Source organism: Marinobacterium sp. xm-a-127 (genome assembly GCF_013283425.1).
Taxonomy (GTDB): Bacteria; Pseudomonadota; Gammaproteobacteria; order Pseudomonadales; family Balneatricaceae; genus Marinobacterium_E.
The window spans coordinates 672,081-691,671 of record NZ_WBYH01000001.1 but is presented as its reverse complement, the minus strand read 5'-3'; the positions used below and the strand labels follow the sequence as shown (position 1 = coordinate 691,671).

Here is a 19,591-nt window from a genome sequence, read left to right as displayed (position 1 = left end):
TAAAAACTACCTAATTATCCGTTAGCGCCTAACCAATGATTTATGAAGTATAGGCCAAGAATTCTTTAATGGATCTATTATCCAGAAACTTCTGTGAACCTCTGCTTAAGACGCTTCTCAGAAATTTTAAATTCTGTGCCAAGCTCTTGAGCAAACAGTGAGACTCGGTACTCTTCGATCCACCACTTAAAGTCGATCAACTCGCTACCCACTTCGCCAGTATCACGCGCTTTGGCAACGGCTGCTTCATACTGTTGTTGCCATTTAACCAGCTCATCCGACCACAAAACCTGCTGGCGTAGGGTTCTTTGGTACTTATCTAATCGCACTTCAATCGCTTTGAGGTAGCGCGGTAGATGTGCCAGCCACTGCGGTGGCGTCTCGGTGAGGTAGGTTTTATCAATCAATCGATCAAGTTGCGCACGAATGTCATTCAGTACCGGTACCGTCTCTAATGAGACCTTACCGTTCAACGTCTTCGATATGCGATGCACGCGTTGATGAAGTTCTATGACAAAGGCTGCAATGGTTTTGGCCTGCTCATGCAGATCGGCTCTCACCCGATCTCGAGTTTGGCTAAACTCCGACTCACTGGTAGGCAGATTATCCTGATCGATCAGGCTCAATGCCGCGGCCATGATGATCTGCTCTTGCAGGAAGCGTTCATTATATTTCTTACCCGCCTGCAGAATCGCTTGCGCCAAATTAGGCAGGCTTTTACGAATATCTTTAACCTGAGTTTGCAGTGAGATCAGCACCAAACGTGCCACACCTCGATGTGACTGGCGTTGTGCATCCAAGGGCTGGCTCAATAGGGTCAGCTCGACATTCTCACCCTTATCGATCAGTGCAGGGTAGGCTTCAACTTCGATACCGCCTGCATGTTTAACGGTTTTCTGTTTATCGAGTTTGCCAAAACTCCACTCCGTTAGTTCTGTCTCACCCCAACTCTGTTTAGGTGCTTGCTGAATCGCTGTCTGTGCCGCATCACCCAGTTTACGTTGTAGCTCGGACCAATCACGCCCCTGCCCTAATAGGTTCCCCTGTTCATCGATTACGCGAATATTGGCTTGATGAATCGGTTCAAGCTGCACACTTTTCAGCTGATCCACCTGAACACGGTGCCCAGTCAGACGCAGCAGCTGCAGTGACACAGCCTCAAACAGGTCACCATCACCAAACGCCAGTTTCTCCATTAACTCAGTGACATAGTTGGGGATCGGCACAAACTGTTTACGCTCAGCCTTAGGCAGGCCACGCAGCAACGCCTCAAGCTTGGCGGCCAACATACCCGGTACCAGCCAGGCTAGACGTTCAGTACTGAGCCTTGGCAGCAGTGGCAGAGGGCAATCAATACTCAAGCCATCATCGACCGCGCCTAACTCAAATTTGTAGCTCAGCTTTAAAGGCGCACCCTCGATCAACAATACTTCTGGGTACTGTTCATCTCGAACATGATCTGCCGAGCGTTGCAGCACATCCTGCTCGGTCAAAAAGAGCAGCTTAGGGGAGGCCTGTTCTGCTTTTTTGCGCCAAGATTCAAACCCAGCTCCGTTGACGATATCTGATCCCGCGTGTTGATCCAGACGCTCTAAGTAGAACTGAAACAGTGTCTCTTCATCGACCAACAGATCGCGTCGGCGCGACTTATCCTCAAGCGCGGCAACGGACTCTAAAAGATCTCGATTGTGTTGGAAAAACGGCGCCTTAGTCTGATATTCACCCTCGACCAGTGCACTTCGAATGAAAATTTCATGGGAGACTTCGCGATCGATCGGACCATAGTGCACCTTACGTTTAGGCACAATAACTAGGCCGTAAAGTCTGACCTGCTCACTGGCCACTACCTGAGCACGTTTTTTCTCCCAATGCGGCTCTAAGTAGCTACGTTTGATGAGGTGCTTAGCCAAGGGCTCAACCCACTCTGGGTTAATCTCGGCAAGGGTATGAGCAAACAGCTGACTGGTCTCAATCATCTCTGCAGCGACCACCCACTTCGGTGCCTGCTTAAATACGCCTGAGCCAGGGAATATTTTAAAGCGGCGGTTACGCGCACCAAGATACTCACCACGCTCCTGCTTGAAACCGAGGTGTCCCAAGAAACCCGAGATAATTGCTCGATGAACCTGATCGTAACTGGCTGGCTCACTGTTCTCTTTCAGATCAAGCGACTTGATGCTCAGATGCAGCTGTCGATGCAGATCTCGCCACTCTCGCATTCTTAGGTAGCTAAGGTAGTGTTTAGTACACCACTTGCGCAGTTGATTCTGGCTCAGCTCAAGGCGTTGCTCCTCAAAGGCATTCCACAAATTAATCAGAGTGATGAAATCGGACTTCTCGTCATGGAACAACTTGTGTTTTTCATCGGCTGCTTGGCGCTTATTCTGCGGACGCTCGCGAGGGTCTTGGACACTCAGCGCACTGGTAACGATCAATATCTCACGCAGTGAGTGCTGACGACCCGCTTCAACAATAATACGTGCAATCCTTGGGTCGACAGGCAAGCGCGCCAGCTGTTTACCCAAATTGGTGATTGAACGCTTTGCATCGACCGCTTGCAGTTCTTCAAGCAGTTTATAACCATCATTGATGAAGCGTTTATCGGGTGGATCGATAAAGGGAAAACGATCAATATCACCCAATCGAAGTTGCAGCATCTGCAGAATAACGGAGGCGAGATTGGTTCGACGAATTTCCGCATCGGTGAACTCAGGACGAGAGAGAAAATCCTCTTCCGAGTAGAGTCGAATGCAGGTGCCGGGAGCTACTCGCCCACAGCGACCTGCACGCTGGTTGGCGCTCGCTTGTGACACTGGCTCAATCGGTAAGCGCTGTACCTTAGATCGATAACTGTAGCGCGACATGCGAACCAGACCGGGGTCAATGACATAACGAATCCCCGGCACTGTCACGGAGGTCTCTGCCACGTTGGTGGCTAAGACGATACGACGCCCTGCTGAGCGACCCGAGGTAAAGACCTTGTTCTGTTCCGCTAACGACAGCCTTGCATAGAGCGGCATAATCTCGACATCTCTGAGATCAGCCCTGCGCAATTTCTCTGCACTCTCTCGAATCTCTCGTTCACCCGGTAAAAAGATCAGAATGTCGCCAGGCATACCACTCGGTTTAGCTCTGTCGATGGCAATGAGTTCATCGACAGCGTTGAGAATGCCCTGCTGAATATCACCACTCGCCTCATCATCCTCATCCGTGGATTCGTTCAATGGGCGGTAGAGTGTCTCTACCGGGAAGGTTCTTCCGGAGACCTCTATCACAGGTGCATCACCAAAGTGTTTCGAGAAACGCTGCACATCGATGGTTGCAGAGGTAATGATCAACTTAAGATCGGGGCGTTTAGGCAAAATTCGTTTGAAGTAGCCCAATAAGAAGTCGATATTGAGGCTGCGCTCATGCGCCTCATCGATGATGATGACTTCGTATTTGTTCAGGTATCGATCGTGCTGAGTTTCGGCCAGAAGGATACCGTCCGTCATCTGTTTAATCTGAGTCTCTTCGCCAATCTGATCGTGGAATCGAACTTGATAACCGACTCTAGAGCCCAGTTCAGTTTTCAACTCATCCGCAATACGACTGGCAACCGTGCGCGCGGCTAATCGTCGTGGCTGTGTATGTCCAATCAACCCTTTACAGCCTAACCCCAACTCTAGGCAGAGTTTTGGCAACTGGGTCGTTTTACCGGACCCGGTTTCACCTGCGACCACCACCACTTGGTTATGCTGGATTGCATCGAGTATCTCTTGGCGTGCACCCGTCACCGGCAGGTCTAGGTAGTCGATCGGTAGCAGAGCTTTTTCGGTCTTCTGCGCCACTATCGCTTCCGATCGCTCTATGCGTTCAACCGCCTTTTGCAGTGCCGTTTCATCGATTTCTGCTGCCTCGGAGAGTCGTTCCAATGCACGACGAATAGGGTATTGGTCGCGTATTTGGCAACGCTCGAGGCGGTCAATAAACGGTTTTAATGTCGGATGCACAATGGGACTCATAATTTTTGATAGCCGCGAATTTTACCCAACTGGTAAAAAGGCTGCCAGAGAAGCGATTAAATAGTTGGTTTGGCCCAAGGGTTAGGGTTAATCAACCAGTCCCGATCGTAATACTCGACCGACAGAGCTATGGGGCAGAGCCCGTCTCAGCTCAATAAGATGTGGGACTTTATAGGCCGTTAAACGTTGACGACAGTAGTTACGGATCATTTTCTGCGTCAAACGACGGTTGTTGGTCACTACGAATAGACGGAGCTTGATTTCGCCATCCTCCTGATAACTGCCGAAGGCACAATCGGTGATGTCAGGGTGCTGGGAGATGAGCGCTTCGACTTCAGAGGGGTAAATCTTAAAGTTTCCAACCAGTGAGATGACATCAGACTGGCGCTCAATCATATGCAGTGAACCATCTGGGTCCACACGTCCTATATCACCTGTCCTAAACCAACCTTGCTCAAACTGGGTGTCAACTTGACCGGCATACCCCAACATCACTTGGGGGCCTCTAATGCAGATCTCTCCTGCACTGCCTTGAGGCAGTTCACTGCCAGACTCATCTTGAATACGTACCTCAGTCTCTTGCAGCGGTCGACCGACTGCGCCGGTCACGAACCTGCCACTCGAGTCCAGCGTCACAACGGGTGAACACTCGGTTAGGCCATAGCCCTGCGAGATAACGCAGTGAGTGATCGCTTGCCATTGATCACCAATGGCTTGATTGAGTGGTGCACCACCTGACAGAGTGCATTTGAGCATTGAGAAGTCGAGTTGAGGAAAGAGCGGATGCTGTACTAAGCCCATAAAGAGTGGAGCCACACCGGCAAACAGGGTCGGGCGAAAACGATCAAACAGCTCTGCAATGTGATTGATCTCTTTGACATCCGATGCCATCTCAACCACCCCACCCTGACACCAGGTCATTAAACAGATCATTGAGGGGTAGCTATGATAGATCGGCAAGGGCATCAGTAATCTTTGCGGGCCAGAGATACCGATATCTACAAGCCGATGATTTAACTGCCCAACATTACTGAGCAGGTTTCTGTGACTCAATTGCACCGCTTTTGCCTGCCCCGTGGTAGCGCTGGTCAGCTGTATCATTGCCACCTCATCCACCTCTGATCGTGCACTGAGCATCAAGGAGTCTGAGTGATAGACAATCGCTTCACGAAATTGAAAATCCGCCAAATTGGGTGAGCGTTTGCATATATGGCGCCAAAGTCGCTTAAGTGGAAACAGAAACCAATTTGAAAAGTCTTCAGGGGAGCAGCTTACAGTGGTTAGGCCATGGCCTCGACGGACTGCTAATTCGGCTAAGTTAGAGTGTGAGTGACAGGCAATCAGTGCCTTGGCTTGCGTCAGTTTCGCGACCCGCTCTAACTCGGTGATATCAGCGGAGGTTGTCAAACAGACTGGAACCAAACCGACACGCCAAAGCGACATTAACAGCACCGGGTAGTGAGCACCATTGGGCATCTGAACAATGACTCTATCCCCTGCTGAGAGGTTTAGAACCTCGACAAACCATTGTGACACGGCGCGGCAGTGACCATTCAGCTCAGAGAAGGATAGCTGTGTATTACCCTCCCGTACGGCAGGTGCATTGGCGTATTGGTTTGATAACCATTGAGGCAGTTGCGAAAGGCTGTTTATTGAGAGGGGCAATTGAGACATCTTATTCACTGCGATAGAAGCAGGTCTCTCCCTCTTTGAATACCCGAGCTTCACCTGACTGAATAGGCTGCCATACCTCGTTATCGGTCAGTGGCTCTGTCGCGATCACTGTGACGATATCGTTCTCCTGTGTCTCCCCTCTAAAATCGACCGTCAAATCACAATCTTTTAGCTGAGCGACACCAAAAGGCGCGCGCCGGGTAATCCAATGCAATTTAGTAGTGCAGTATGAGAAGAGCCAGTCGGAGTCACACAGCAGCATATTGAAAACCCCTAGCGCACGAAGCTTATGACAGCACTGGGTAATCAATTCAAACAGAGGTTCCGATTTTTGGGGAGGTTCTGGAAAGGCTAGTCGAACCTGATCCAACAACCAACAGAAGGCATACTCCGAATCGGTGGTACCCACTGGTTTGTAAAAGCGTAGAGGCCAATCAAAAATCACCGGATCCAACTGTCCGTTGTGGGCAAAGGTCCAGGTAAAACCCCAGAGTTCGCGACTGAATGGGTGGGTATTTTCTAGATTGACTGAACCTACATTGGCTTGGCGAATATGGCTGATGACGTTCTTGCTTTTGATCGGGTAGTGACAGACCAACTGAGCAATGGGTGAGTCGACACTGGGTTGCGGGTCATGAAAGGCTCGCTGAGCCTTTCCTTCGTAGAAACCGATACCCCATCCATCCTTGTGCGGTCCAGTACCACCGCCACGCTGCATCAAGCCGGCGAAACTGAAACAGATATCGGTGGGTACATTAGCGCTCATACCCATTAACTCACACATAGCGACTCCCTGTCTTTAAGCTAGTGGAAGTATAACTGATTAAACGACCGGGGGCTGACCTCTATTTTGGAGATTAACTAGATTGCGGATGACAGGCTAAAGCCAGTCATCCTTCTAAGTTAACTAGCAAGCTTAAAGCAGGGAACGTAACCCGCAAAATCAATCTTCATTCGACGCTGCTCAATGAATCCATTCAACAATTTATCGAGTGCAGTGATCACCTCGGGATCGCCATCTAGGATGAAAGGCCCCTTTTCCGCAACCGCTTTAACAGCAGGCTCTTTAACGTTGCCTGAGACAATACCCGATAGTGCTTTACGAAGTTCTGACGCCAGTTCAGAGATCGGCTGACCTTTGTGAAGATTCAGCGCGGCCATATTGTCGTGTGTCGGTTCAAAAGGCAGTTGCAACTCGTAAGGTATCTGCAGTTGCCAGTTGAAGTGGTAAGCCTCACCGGACTCTTTACGCTGTTCGGTGACTCGGTTGAGACCCTCTTTCATCAATGCAGCCACTTTCGACGGATGATCAATCACAACCTGATACAGCTTGCTGGCCTCTTCACCGAGCGTCGCTTTAACAAACTGATCGATCTGCTCGAAGTAGGCCTCGCTACCTGCAGGGCCTGTAAAGATAAAGGGCATCTCTACATTGCGATTCTGTTCTTGAAGCAAGATGCCAAGCATGTAGAGAATCTCTTCTGCTGTGCCCGCTCCGCCTGGGAATACAATGACGCCATGACCGAGTCGCACAAAAGCTTCTAGGCGTTTCTCAATGTCCGGCATGGTAATCAGTTCAGAGACAATCGGATTGGGCGATTCAGCCGCAATGATGCCGGGTTCAGTAATGCCTATGTATCTTGGGTCGCTAATGCGCTGTTTAGCGTGTGCAATGGTGGCCCCTTTCATTGGACCTTTCATAGCACCCGGGCCACAGCCGGTACAGATATTGAGGCCTCTTAAGCCCAGTTCGTAACCCACTTTTTTGGTGTAGGCGTACTCATGGCGAGCAATAGAGTGACCGCCCCAACAGACCACAATGTTGGGTTTAATGTTGGGTCTTAGCGATTTAGCGTGTCTTAAAATGTGAAATACTGTATTGGTCAGTTTCTCACCTGGCGTTAAGCCCTCACAGACATCATTAAGCTCGTCTACTACATAGACAAGGTCTCGTAACACCGAGAAAAGGTGCTCACGAATACCATCGACCAACTCACCATCCACAAAAGCCGACGCTGGTGCATTGATCAGATCCAGCTGCACACCACGGTGTTTATTGACGATGTGCACATCAAAATCTTGGTATTTCTCAAGCACTTCGGCCGTACAGTCCATCTCACTACCGCAGTTGAGTACCGCCAAAGCGCATTGGCGAAATAGAGGGTATAGCCCAGAATCGCTTCGATCCCGAATACGCTCTACTTCATAGGGTGAGAGCATATCCAAACTCTCAAGAGGTTTGACACTGGCACTGACAAATAGATCGCTCATAACACTCTCCTTCGCGTAATCACGATGTTATTATTTACGTTTATACATGAAGGATAGATGACATTCAGCTAATCGGCAGAACATATTTGCCAAAGGCGAATGCATCGATTAGTTTAAAGTTATCGGTGAGTTTTTCATCGATCCCTCTCTGCTGCAGAAGGAACCGCCAATGAGCGCATCCAAGCTTTATATCCTTGATACCAACGTGCTGTTGCACGACCCCAAGTGTCTTGTCGAATTTAAAGAGCAAGATATTGCCATTCCGATGACCGTGCTTGAAGAGCTCGACGACATCAAAGATCGGAAGAAGAACGTAGCGGCAGAAGCGCGTGCTGCGATTCGCGAAATTGATAAAATTCTGAGCAACGCCAAAGACCCTTCAGAGATTCTAGACGGTGTGCAGATTTTATTGGATGGTAAAGAGCGCGAGATCGTATTTGGTAAGCTCTCCATCTACCCTGATCATGAACTGGCTCATGACAAAGGGTTCTTGCCAGCAGACCACAATAAAGACAACCGAATCATTAACTGCGCCCTTCACTTACAGCGAGTGCTTCCTAAGCGCCAGGTGATTCTGGTCACTAAAGATTTGAATATGCGTCTTAAGGCGATGGGAGCTGGCTTAAAACGCGTTGAGGATTACCGTACCGACCAGCTCGTCTCGGACATCGATCTACTCCCTGCGGGCCATCTTCATTTAGAGACCCCTTTTTGGGAGGGGGTTGATTCCGTTGAAAGCTATCACGAAAACGAGCACACCTGTCACAGAGTAGACCGCGAGGTGCTGCCAGAGACCTACCCTAATGAATATATTTGGGACGACTCGCAGGATTTTGCCGCTAAAACCAGCCGTGTCGAAGGTGACAAGGTCATCCTTCAGGATCTGGGCTACCAAAACCTGATGCAGCAAAACTGCTGGGGCATTTCACCCATCAATATTCAACAAGCCTTTGCCATGGAAGCGATGCTGGATCCTAATATTGATCTAGCCGTTCTGCTTGGGTCCGCCGGTTCGGGTAAAACCTTGGTTGCCCTAGCCAGTGCTCTGGAGTTGGTTATTGAACAGCGTCGCTACAATAAAATTATTGTCACTCGCTCGACGCCACCGGTCGCTGAAGATATCGGCTTTTTACCAGGCACCGAAGAGGAGAAGATGACTCCATGGATGAGTGCGATTAACGATAACTTAGAAGCGATGCACGAACAGGACGAACGCCCGCAAAGCAGTGTTAAGTATGCGATTGAGAAGGCTAACATTCAGTTCAAGTCTCTCAACTTCATACGTGGGCGAAGCATTCAGAACGCCATTGTTTTGATTGATGAAGCCCAAAACCTAACGCCGCAACAGATGAAAACGATCCTGACTCGCTGTGGTAAAAACACCAAGATGGTCTGCCTAGGAAACTTGGCCCAGATTGATTCAAACTACCTAACCGCACTCACTTCAGGCTTAACTTACATTGTTGAACGCTTTAGAGACTATGAGGGCTCTGCCAGCGTTCACTTTGAGGGAATCTTCCGCTCTAAACTGGCCGAATACGCCGAAGAGCATCTCTAAACATCCCGTTTTAGGGTACCAGTGCTGTGACTCCATCTGGGGTCACGGCCACTCTTTGATGACCCTCGCGATTTAGCTGCAGAAGATCAAACGAGCTGATCTTAATCTCCACCACACAGAACCAGTTCTGTTCGACAAATTCCACCAGTGGATCAATTTCTGAACCCGGTGGTAACTTGGTCGTGTAGTCCGCAACCGTCGGCCCCTCTTTGACCCTATCCCAACGTTCATCAATGGCTTCCTTGTCACTCATTAACGTCGCTAACCCTTCAGCTCGTAACTGCTGTTTTAACTGTGGATTCCAGAAGCAGAGTGAGACATTTGGATTATGTTGCAGCTGCAAAATTTTTGGTGATCGGGAGTCACTATAGAAACGCAAAAGCCAGTTATTCGATTCGATCTCTCTTAAGACAACAGAGCGTGATTGCGGTCGACCAGCATCATCCACTGTAGAGAGAGTAAACACCCTCCAAGGGTGCCCTTTTTCCACCAGCGCATCTTCAACAAATCCCCACAATTCAAGGGGTTTTAGACTTTTTAAGTCGATCATTGGATACATCCATCTGAGACATTGGTCTATCTTGAAAAACCGTCCATTTCGCCGAAGTCCAGTAACTACGTGGCTTATAGTTATCTGTCATAGCTGTATAACAAAACAGTTAGGCGATAGAGACTAGAAACCATGATGCGGCGCAATATAATTGGCACCACTGAAATATGGGTGACACATTTATCTGTTACCCACCGCCTCACTTCCAAGGCCTATTTGCCAAAAGCTTATAGGAGATTGAGTCGTAAGGCACATTTGTTCAACACACAGATGGTAGTCGAGTTATGGATTCAGAAGTAGATGTATTGTTAGTTGGCGCAGGAGCGATGAGTACGACGCTTGCCGTTATGCTCCAGGAGCTGGACCCTAATCTGAAAATGATGATGGTCGAACGTCTCAACCACGTGGCTAGCGAAAGCACCGATGGTCTTAATAACGCGGGTACTGGGCACGCAGCCTATTGTGAGTTGAATTACACCCCTCGCCAGGCTGACGGCTCAATTAACTGCAGCAAAGCTTTCTCAATTAACGAATGTTTTGAGATCAGCTTGCAGTTTTGGTCATACCTTGTGAATAAAGGTGCGCTTCCTCATCCTAAGAAGTTCATCAACACAACGCCCCACTGCAGTTTTGTCTGGGGTGAAGATAACGTCGATTTCCTTCGTAAGCGCCACCAAGCACTTTCACAGCACCCTCTTTTTGAGGCGATGGAGTACAGCGAAGATCCTGAGCAAATTCGCGAGTGGATGCCTCTAGTGATGCAAAACCGCGAAGATAACCAGCCGATTGCTGCTACTCGCGTGCGATATGGATCGGACGTTAACTTTGGTGAACTTGCGCGCTTCATGGTCAATTTCCTTGAAGTTAGTGGCAACTTCGAACTCAAACTGTCGTCAACAGTCCAAGATCTTAAACAGGAAGAGGATGGCCGTTGGTGCGTCAAACTGAAACACTCTGCTAAGCCAGACACCTACAAAGTCCGTGCGAAGTTTGTCTTCCTCGGTGCCGGTGGTGGAGCTCTACCTCTGTTGCAAAAATCTGGCATCCCTGAAGGTGAAGGGTACGGCGGCTTCCCAGTTAGTGGTCAGTGGTTGATCTGTAAGAACAAAGAGGTCATCGAGCGTCACCAAGCCAAGGTATACGGCATGGCCCCCATTGGTGCGCCACCCATGTCAGTACCCCACTTGGATACCCGTGTTATCAATGGTGAAAAAGCACTGCTGTTCGGTCCTTTTGCAGGGTTCACTACTAAGTTCCTAAAAAATGGCTCGTTGATGGATCTGCCGATGTCATTGAGCCCAGACAACTTGATGCCAATGATGTCAGTTGCCCGCAACAACATGGATCTGACCAAATATCTAATCAGTGAAGTAATGCAGACGCACGGTTCACGTGTAGAGTCACTTCGCAACTTCTTCCCAGATGCTGAAGAGAACGATTGGGAACTCTCTTACGCCGGTCAGCGTGTCCAAATCATCAAACCGGGCAATGAAACCAAGGGTAAGCTAGAGTTCGGTACAGAGGTGATCTCTGCAGCTGATGGTTCGATAGCGGCACTATTGGGCGCATCACCGGGTGCATCAACGGCAACCAGCACGATGATCTCGATCATCGAAGAGTGCTTTGCTGAGCGCATGCAGAAGTCGAACTGGTCCGAGAAGCTAAAACAGATGATTCCATCCTACGGTGAATCATTGGCGACCAATAGCGATCTTCTTCGCACGGTGCGGGCTAAAACGCTTGAGACACTACAACTGGATGAGAAAAAGGCCTCTCAAGCGGCCTAACTCTTTCTATTTCTGGGACCCCACCGGATTGGTTTATTGGCGTTAAAGGACTACCATTGCGTCAATAAGGAGTCCGGTGTGGTTAAACATTTTTTTGAACATCTTCTCGTACTGACGGTTCGGTTCTATCAACTGTTCATCAGTCCTGTACTGGGTCCGCGCTGTCGATTCTACCCAACCTGCTCTAGCTATATGATCGAAGCGATTCAACTGTACGGCCCCCTCAAAGGCACACTGCTCGGTTTAAAACGCATTGGACGCTGCCATCCAGGGTCTGATGGTGGGATAGATCCGGTTCCAGGCAGTGAGCTTGAGAGCAGTTATCAACAAGAACTTGCCGAACAAAGCTGCGGCTGTTCACACCCTGAGAACAAGGAGCACTGATCGTGTTTTCTACTGCCAGCCTTACAGGCATTGCTCTGCTCTACATGGCTCTTCTGTTTGCATTAGCGATTTTTGTTGAGCGTAAGGTAAGGAAACAGTCTGGTCTTAGCTTCCAGGGACCCATCTACGCCCTCTCATTAGCGGTCTTTTTTACCTCTTGGACCTTCTATGGCAGCGTTGGATTCGCGCTCGAGAACGGACTCCAGTTCTTTGCCATCTATATCGGTGCCATTTTAGGTCTACTCTTTGGTGCCAAAGCGATCAAAAAAATGGTTCTGGCCAAAGAGAGTTTTCGTTTAACGTCCATTGCCGATTTCATATCAACGCGTTACAGACGCTCTCAGCGCATTGCCGCTCTGGTGACCATCATTGCGATTCTAGGGCTGCTGCCTTACATCGTTCTTCAGTTGCGTGCGATCAATAGTGCGTTTGATGTACTGACCAACGACTCAGCAACCCAAGGTAGCTGGTCGGCTGCCATCATCACACTGACGCTCGCGTTTATTACGATTCTTTTCGGTGCCCGAAAAATTGATCCGACTGAACGTCACCAGGGCATTATTGCCGTGTTAGCCGCCGAGTGTCTGGTAAAGTTGTTTGCCTTCATTGCCCTGGGTCTGTTTGTCACCTTTGGTCTGTTTGATGGGTTTGACGATCTCCTCAAGCAAGCGGAGCAGGCCAACTTACAGTCGGTTTACAGCTTTGGTGGATCGGACAGTTTCTTAACCTGGGTTGCCCTAATCATACTAGGCGCAGCCGCCATCCTGATGCTGCCAAGACAGTTTCATGTCACGGTCGTTGAAAATCCGGGTACGACACACATCAAGAGCGCCCTGACGCTCTTTCCTATCTACACGCTTGGCATCAACCTATTTGTTATTCCTATCGCACTGGCCGGGCTGTTGCTCGGGCTTCCAAAAAGCTCTGGTGATCAGTTCGTTCTATTGATACCTAAGCTCGCTAATAGTGAGGTGATGGCCCTGGTGGGTTACCTAGGCGGATTCGCCGCCGCCACGGGTATGGTCATCGTTACCCTAATTACCCTAGCGACGATGACATCAAACCACTTGGTGATTCCCATCTGGCGTCGTTTTAAACCGGATCTCAATTTAGGCGCCTCACTGCTCCATCTGCGCTGGATACTCATTCTAGGCATTGCGTTAATTGCCCATCTGTTTGCCAACCAACTCGATGCACCTTACTTGTTAGTTGCATTGGGTTTAATCTCGTTCGCGGCAGTTCTGCAGTTAGCACCCGCTGGGTTAATCGGTCTATTTTGGCGTAAAGGGAATAGTTTAGGCGCAGCACTGGGCTTATTGTCTGGCTTTATTCTCTGGGGCTTCACCTTAGTGCTACCGCCTATGGTTGGTGAGGGCTGGATCGATGCCAGTGTTATGACGAATGGACTGTTTGGCCACTCATGGCTGCGTCCTAATGCACTGTTTGGACTGGAATTTTTACCCCCACTCGCCCACGGCGTATTCTGGTCACTCTTGTTTAACATCACGCTGTATGTGGTTGGCAGTAAACTCTACAAGCCTCGTAAGGTTGAGAGAGCTCAGACAGAAGAGCTGTTTAACGCCACTAACGAGATGTTAACGGACCGATATCGCAATGCCCGCCCCACTGGGCTTGAAGCCTATATTGAGCGTGAGCCGAAAACCCAAGAGGCTGAGCTTCTTCTCAACCGTTTTCTAAGCAGTGATGCGGCGGATCAGGTACTTGGCAGCATTTTGACGGACCTCCAGCTAGGTGCTCGCACTCATTTCACCATTGTCGAATTGATGGAGTTTCATCGACTACTCGAGCAACGATTAGCCGGCTCTATTGGCGCAGCAGGTGCACATTCAGCAATTGAAGAGTCTATTCGCTACTCCGACCGAGAATCCGCCGATCTAAAAGCGCTCTTCTCTCACATTGCCAGCGAATTAAAATTGAGCAGTTCAGAAACCGAAAACAGTCCTCTGTTTGAGTCGCTGCAAGATAATAACGAACAGCTTAACAACGAGCTCGCTAAGCTAAAAAATGCGAACAAGGTGTTAGAGGAGAAGGTTGATCGTCAGTACGAAGTGATTCATGGGCATCGCTTAGAGATACAGAAGCTAACCCATGAAAACCAGACACTGAAAGCACGATTGGGGCTCTCAACTGATGAGAGTTAGTACCCGCAGAGTAAAGAATCAGAGGAGGCTTTAGGCCTCCTCTTTTTTGAGATGAACATCCATTTGCGGGTAAGGAATAGAGATGCCTTCCGCATCAAAACGCACTTTAATCTCTTCGGTCAGTGCCCAACGGACCTCCCAATAGTCTTCGGTTTTAACCCATGGGCGCACAATGAAATTAACGCTGCTATCGGCCAATTCTGATACCGCAATTTTAGGGGCAGGATCCTCCAAGACTCGACTATCGGCCGTCACAACCTCTGTTAAGATCTGTTTTGCTTTACGCAGATCATCGTCATAACTGATACCAAAGATCATATCGATACGACGTGTCGGTCTACGGTTGTAGTTCGTGATGATCCCTGAATAGATCGAACCATTTGGCACAATCACTTCGCGGTTATCTCCGGTACGCATCACCGTATTAAAAATCGTGATCTCTTCAGCTACGCCGGATATGCCAGCCACTTCGACAAAGTCACCCTCTTTGAATGGGCGGAAGAAGATCAGCAAGACACCCGCAGCAAAGTTTTTCAACGAGTCCTGCAGTGCCAGACCGATTGCCAAACCTGCGGCACCGACCAGAGCGATCAATGAGGTGGTATCAACACCCAATTGACCCAGCGCGGCAACGATAACCAGCAGCGTCAACAGAATGCTGATGACGGAGCGGACAAAGTTGACCAGCATATTGTCCATTGATGTACGGTGCAGCCCTCTCTCAAGCAGTCGGGTTGCAAATTTGACTAACCAACGACCCACCACAAAGATGGCCAAAGCCGTGGCGATATTGATAGACCATGGGACTAAGTAGGTATCCATAAGAGATTGCAAATCAGGCATAGTTAAACGTCCAAAAAGGCTAAATTTAAGCTGCGGGTAAGGTTGATAGTGATAAAATCACCCCCATATCTACACTATAACCTAGGTAAAGCAGTTTCCCAGCTATGCGTTCAGTTTTTTCTCTATTTGCTCTTCTAATGTCAAGCCACCTCTATGCGGCTGATTACCATATCGCCGATGATGTTCAGCTCTTCATGCACAGCGGCCCCTCTTACGAATACCGCATCGTCTCTAGAGTTCGCAGTGGCGATCCCGTGACTCTGTTAGAGCGCGGCAAAGATTACACCAAGATCAAACTGGCCGATGGCAAAGAGGGTTATGTTCTCACTCGCTACTTAGCAGAGGGACAAAGCAAACTGACAGTTCTGCAGACTGAGCTACCGGATCTAAAACAGCAGCTAGCGTCGCTTAGTGAAGATTTGGCAAAGAAAAACGATCAAATCGCCCAACTCGAAACAGAGTTGGCAAGCTACCGCGATGAAGCGACTGACTCGACCACAGAGCTTGTCATCAAAGATAAACGGATTCGCGAACTTGAGTTTCAAGTCGCTAATATGGATCAATCAAACCTAATGCGCTGGTTAACGCATGGCGGACTGATCGCCTTAGCAGGTTTGATCGTTGGATTGATCCTTCCCCACCTTCCTCGTCGTAAGAAGAGACAGGATGAGTGGTTTTAATTAACAAAAACAGAGAGAAGTGAGTATGGAAATGGTTATTCTAGGCGCTCTGTGTATTGCTGCAGCACTGTACATCATCAGCACAAATATTCAGTCTAAAAAGCCTGTTCTGCAGCCGATTCGTATCGAAGAGCGCAGCCAGAAAAAGCGTCGCCGCTAAGCTAAGTCTTCATCGGTAATGGGACGTGGCGTAAAGTCTGCGATCCCATTTTCAATGGTCCATGCACGACGCCCCTGCTCGACACGAATAACACCTTTGAATCGTGCTTGAAGGTAAGGTACGACCTCTTCAAGGGTGTCGATATCACACAAAATCACACCACCACGATCATCTTCAGTCGAAAATAGAAACGATTGCACCGTACACCTCTAATAAACAGTCACGCCAGTCTAACAACTTACCTCTACCAGTTTAAGTAGGCGAAGCGATCTTTTATCTCTTGTTTGGCCAACTGATAGTCTGGAAAGAAGCGGCTAACCAGGGCCCAAAAGCGTGGACTGTGGTTCATCTCTTTCAAATGACAGAGTTCGTGAATGATCACATAGTCCTGCAGAGTGTGTGAAAGGTGTATCAATCGCCAGTTAAGCGTGATCTCACCGCGACTGGAACACTGCCCCCATTTACTCGTATAGCTGCCTATATTGACGGATGAGGGCTTTAGACCAGTGAAACTCGATAACTGCTCAGAACGTGCAATTAACTGCTGTTGGGCAGCCCCCTTTAGTGAAGATTGAAGCTGTCGTCTGATTGACTGATCTGTTGAGCGCGCATTGACTTTAACCCTGACGGAACGGCCAGTGTGACAGATTGTTTTCTCTTCGGGTGTTAATTGAGAGACCTTCTCAAGTTGGTAGTTGATGCCATTAACGACCAGAGTCTCTGAATGCAGATCAATGGAGTGCTTACTCAATGCTTTCTGCTGTTGTACTAGCCTAGGAGTGACCCAGGCCTGTTTGCTCAGAACCCATTGCTGAATATCAGCCTCACTAATGAATAGTGGTGCTTTGACAACGACTCTACCCCTGTCGATTTGAATCGACAGAGTTCGACGTCTACTGGATCGCTCTAGGGTATATTCGAACTCAATCAATCTGTGCCATCTTAACTATGCGGGTGTTAGGACAGACTACCGCTTGTACTATAAGAGTCAATAATGACATCGGCCAATTCATTGGCACTCTTCCAAGCTCCTGCCAAACCGGGCTCATTAATCCAGTCTCCACAGGCGCCAATCGAAAGCTCAGCATCCCACAGAGGTTCCGTTAATTGAGCACTCTGCAGAGTTCGACTGTAGAGCCAACGGTGAATTTTTGAGGCGCTGGGCTCTATCGATTCGCCCAGCCAATCAGACAATAACCCCTCTATTTTTTTCAGAAGAAGCTCTCGATCATCATCAATGTGTGCTTCGCTCCAAGATTCACGCATTTCAACTCGAACCAATAGACCCTCTCGGCCGGGTTTGTCACTCTCGACCACGATACGGTAGAACTCAGGATGCTCTCCCTCAATCACAGAAACTCCGTCTAAACGCGAGGGTCGCTTCTCTAACTGAAACAGTGCAATCCAATTGGCTGAAGTTGCTGCTTGCTCAGCTCGATGAGCAAAGCGTGGTGAGGTTTCCAGAAGAGGCACCGCCTGTGGCGCGGGGGCGGCAACAACTACCGCATCAAAATAGTCGATCAGTTCACCTTGATCATCTCGAATGAGTACACCCTGCTTATCACTCCACACGACACCTATACGGGTTTCAGTGTGAAGCGTAGTGCCTTTGAGTAGTTCACGAGTAAACAGACTGTTACGACCCGCGCCAATCTTGTACTCAACGGACTCATGTTGTGTGAGGCTAAAATTCGAGCGCGTGGTGCTCCAGGTCTCAATCACACCGGTTTCGGCATAGGCATTTAAGAAACGCTCAAACTCGCTGGAACAGCCATCTAGATAGGGTGCACCCAAGTCAGCAGAGAGTTGACCAACGCGAGTAGAGGCTAAACGCCCACCCGTTCCTCGTGATTTTTCAAATAGATCAACAGTAAAACCTGAAGAGGTCAGTCTATTGGCGAGTGTAGCGCCGGCTAAACCAGCGCCGATAATGGCTATCCTTGGCATATTCTTCCTATGAATTGGGCTCTACTGCAATGGCTTTTTCAACGGTATTAATGAAGCCTCTGTTTTCGGGTGACGTGACACTTGAGTAGACATCAATGACTTTACCATCACGGCCAATCAAGTACTTGTAGAAATTCCATTTCGGGGCGGTTCCTGTTGCAGCAATCAAATCCGCCCATAGAGGGCTTGCTTGATCACCACGAACCACAGACTTCTCAAACATCGGGAACTTAACACCGTAAGTTAAACGACAAAACTCTCTGATCTGCCCCTCCTCACGATACTCCTGGTTGGCGAAATCACCGCTAGGGAAACCTAACACTGCAAAGCCTTGGTCTTTGTACTTAGCATGCATCGCTTCAAGACCTTCATACTGCCCGGTAAAACCACACTTACTGGCTGTATTGACGATCAAGACCACTTTGTCTTTGTACTCTTCGCAGAGGTTGACCTCTTTTTCACCGGCTAGCTCACGAACGGTATGATTCAGCACGTTAGTGCAAGTATCAGCTGAGGCTATTTTAAAGCCAAAAACGGCTGCCAGTAGGGTTAATATTTTCATAAGCTTCATTGTGCGCCTCGGTGTTGATTTTTACTTCAATATTTACGCTCAGATAGAGGTTTCGGATGACCGATACAGAGGATGACAGGTTGAAACCTGTTAAGTACACGGATGTGCTGTATGCGGTAATTGCAGGAGCAAATTACTGTCACCGGTGCTTTGAACTATCTACGGAGTAACCGTGACTGGCTTCAGCCTGTCATCGGCTCTTAGTCATCGGTGATTTACCCTACAACCTGCCCTTGTAGTTTGTTAGCATAGTCGCCTACATTCACGGAGCACTGCGATTCACTAATGGTCTGCATCTCCAATATAAGGAGAGAAAGATGAAAATCGCTGACAAAACTGTTGTCTCTATTCACTACACTCTTACCAATGCTTTGGGCGAGACGATTGATAGCTCTGTAGGACAGGATCCTCTTGTCTACCTACAAGGTGCTCAAAACATCATTCCCGGTCTAGAAAACGCCCTAACTGGTAAAGCGGTTGGTGATGCACTTCAGGTTACCGTTGAACCGGCTGAAGGCTATGGCGAGATTCGTGATGAATTGATCCAAGAAGTTGATCGCAGCGCGTTCCAAGGCGTTGATGATATCGATGTTGGCATGCAGTTTATGGCTCAAACACCTTGGGGGGAGCAGCCTGTAACCGTTGTTAAAGTTGAAGGCGACCAGATCACTCTTGATGGCAACCACCAGCTTGCTGGTGAAACGCTCAACTTTGATGTTGAAGTGGTTGAAGTACGTGAAGCAACCGCTGAAGAAGTTGAGCACGGTCATGTTCATGGAGCTGGCGGTCACCACCACTAATCCACCATCGATCTAACATTAAAAAAGCCGAGTTAAATAACTCGGCTTTTTTGTGATTGTTGCAAGGGAACCTGCGAACAAGTCCATAGTATCTCAGCGAGACCTGAAATGTGCAGATACAAGGCGCTTCTCGCCGCTAATGGCCGTAGCCCTTAGCAAGAGGAGCAACGCCGTAGATGCATATTGCAGGCCACGCCCTT

17 protein-coding genes are annotated in these 19,591 nt (G+C 48.9%); 7 read left to right on the top strand and 10 right to left on the bottom strand.

The window, feature by feature from the left end; genetic code table 11:
* Positions 1–77 precede the first annotated feature (77 nt).
* The 4 genes from hrpA to ppnN form a co-directional block, all read right to left on the bottom strand.
* Positions 78–3,992: an ATP-dependent RNA helicase HrpA gene (gene hrpA / locus XMA127_RS03365; RefSeq protein ID WP_371731498.1), complete on the bottom strand. Its 3,915-nt coding sequence runs from the start codon at positions 3,990–3,992 to the stop codon at positions 78–80.
* A 99-nt stretch (positions 3,993–4,091) separates the two neighbouring features.
* The gene (locus XMA127_RS03360; protein ID WP_173480599.1) at positions 4,092–5,678 is read right to left on the bottom strand and encodes an AMP-binding protein; all 1,587 of its coding nucleotides are present in this window, start codon (positions 5,676–5,678) and stop codon (positions 4,092–4,094) included.
* Between the two features lies 1 nt (position 5,679).
* The gene (locus tag XMA127_RS03355) at positions 5,680–6,462 is read right to left on the bottom strand and encodes a class II glutamine amidotransferase (protein WP_173480598.1); all 783 of its coding nucleotides are present in this window, start codon (positions 6,460–6,462) and stop codon (positions 5,680–5,682) included.
* Positions 6,463–6,581: 119 nt separating this feature from the next.
* A complete protein-coding gene (ppnN, locus tag XMA127_RS03350) occupies positions 6,582–7,949 on the bottom strand; it encodes a nucleotide 5'-monophosphate nucleosidase PpnN (RefSeq protein WP_173480597.1) in 1,368 nt (455 codons plus the stop codon).
* Between the two features lie 169 nt (positions 7,950–8,118).
* Here ppnN and XMA127_RS03345 point away from each other — a divergent pair, with 169 nt between their 5' ends.
* Positions 8,119–9,507 carry a PhoH family protein gene (locus XMA127_RS03345; RefSeq protein ID WP_173480596.1) on the top strand — a complete coding sequence of 463 codons (1,389 nt, stop codon included), beginning with the start codon at positions 8,119–8,121 and terminating at the stop codon, positions 9,505–9,507.
* Between the two features lie 10 nt (positions 9,508–9,517).
* Here XMA127_RS03345 and XMA127_RS03340 read toward each other — a convergent pair whose 3' ends face one another.
* Positions 9,518–10,057, bottom strand: a complete 540-nt coding sequence (locus XMA127_RS03340; RefSeq protein ID WP_173480595.1) for a pyridoxamine 5'-phosphate oxidase family protein — start codon at positions 10,055–10,057, stop codon at positions 9,518–9,520.
* Between the two features lie 284 nt (positions 10,058–10,341).
* Between XMA127_RS03340 and mqo the strand changes: the two genes are divergently transcribed.
* From mqo to XMA127_RS03325, 3 genes are all read left to right on the top strand, one after another.
* Complete coding sequence (gene mqo / locus XMA127_RS03335) at positions 10,342–11,844, top strand: malate dehydrogenase (quinone) (protein WP_173480594.1); 1,503 nt, start codon at positions 10,342–10,344, stop codon at positions 11,842–11,844.
* Between the two features lie 78 nt (positions 11,845–11,922).
* Positions 11,923–12,228, top strand: coding sequence for a membrane protein insertion efficiency factor YidD (gene yidD, locus XMA127_RS03330; RefSeq protein ID WP_371731412.1), 306 nt, complete (start codon positions 11,923–11,925; stop codon positions 12,226–12,228).
* A 2-nt stretch (positions 12,229–12,230) separates the two neighbouring features.
* The gene (locus tag XMA127_RS03325) at positions 12,231–14,390 is read left to right on the top strand and encodes a hypothetical protein (protein WP_371731497.1); all 2,160 of its coding nucleotides are present in this window, start codon (positions 12,231–12,233) and stop codon (positions 14,388–14,390) included.
* 30 nt (positions 14,391–14,420) lie between these two features.
* On the opposite strand, the gene XMA127_RS03320 is transcribed toward XMA127_RS03325, so the two are convergent.
* Complete coding sequence (locus tag XMA127_RS03320) at positions 14,421–15,233, bottom strand: mechanosensitive ion channel family protein (RefSeq protein ID WP_173480592.1); 813 nt, start codon at positions 15,231–15,233, stop codon at positions 14,421–14,423.
* 104 nt (positions 15,234–15,337) lie between these two features.
* Between XMA127_RS03320 and XMA127_RS03315 the strand changes: the two genes are divergently transcribed.
* Positions 15,338–15,913, top strand: a complete 576-nt coding sequence (locus tag XMA127_RS03315; protein WP_173480591.1) for a TIGR04211 family SH3 domain-containing protein — start codon at positions 15,338–15,340, stop codon at positions 15,911–15,913.
* A gap of 25 nt (positions 15,914–15,938) precedes the next feature.
* Positions 15,939–16,073 carry a hypothetical protein gene (locus XMA127_RS11925; RefSeq protein WP_256368146.1) on the top strand — a complete coding sequence of 45 codons (135 nt, stop codon included), beginning with the start codon at positions 15,939–15,941 and terminating at the stop codon, positions 16,071–16,073.
* Here the strand turns inward: XMA127_RS11925 and XMA127_RS03310 are convergent.
* Genes XMA127_RS03310 through XMA127_RS03295 form a run of 4 tightly spaced genes read right to left on the bottom strand, consistent with a single transcriptional unit; the run spans position 16,070 to position 18,591 of the window.
* Complete coding sequence (locus XMA127_RS03310; protein WP_173480590.1) at positions 16,070–16,273, bottom strand: hypothetical protein; 204 nt, start codon at positions 16,271–16,273, stop codon at positions 16,070–16,072. The two genes, XMA127_RS11925 and XMA127_RS03310, sit on opposite strands and share 4 nt — an antisense overlap.
* Before the next feature lie 44 nt (positions 16,274–16,317).
* On the bottom strand, positions 16,318–17,004 hold the full coding sequence (locus tag XMA127_RS03305; protein WP_173480589.1) for a M48 family metallopeptidase: 687 nt from the start codon (positions 17,002–17,004) through the stop codon (positions 16,318–16,320).
* A gap of 26 nt (positions 17,005–17,030) precedes the next feature.
* On the bottom strand, positions 17,031–18,020 hold the full coding sequence (locus XMA127_RS03300; protein ID WP_173483632.1) for an NAD(P)/FAD-dependent oxidoreductase: 990 nt from the start codon (positions 18,018–18,020) through the stop codon (positions 17,031–17,033).
* A gap of 7 nt (positions 18,021–18,027) precedes the next feature.
* A complete protein-coding gene (locus XMA127_RS03295; RefSeq protein ID WP_173483633.1) occupies positions 18,028–18,591 on the bottom strand; it encodes a glutathione peroxidase in 564 nt (187 codons plus the stop codon).
* Positions 18,592–18,908: 317 nt separating this feature from the next.
* Between XMA127_RS03295 and XMA127_RS03290 the strand changes: the two genes are divergently transcribed.
* Positions 18,909–19,391 (top strand): peptidylprolyl isomerase, encoded by a 483-nt coding sequence (locus XMA127_RS03290; RefSeq protein ID WP_173483634.1) that lies wholly within the window; start codon positions 18,909–18,911, stop codon positions 19,389–19,391.
* Positions 19,392–19,591 lie beyond the last annotated feature (200 nt).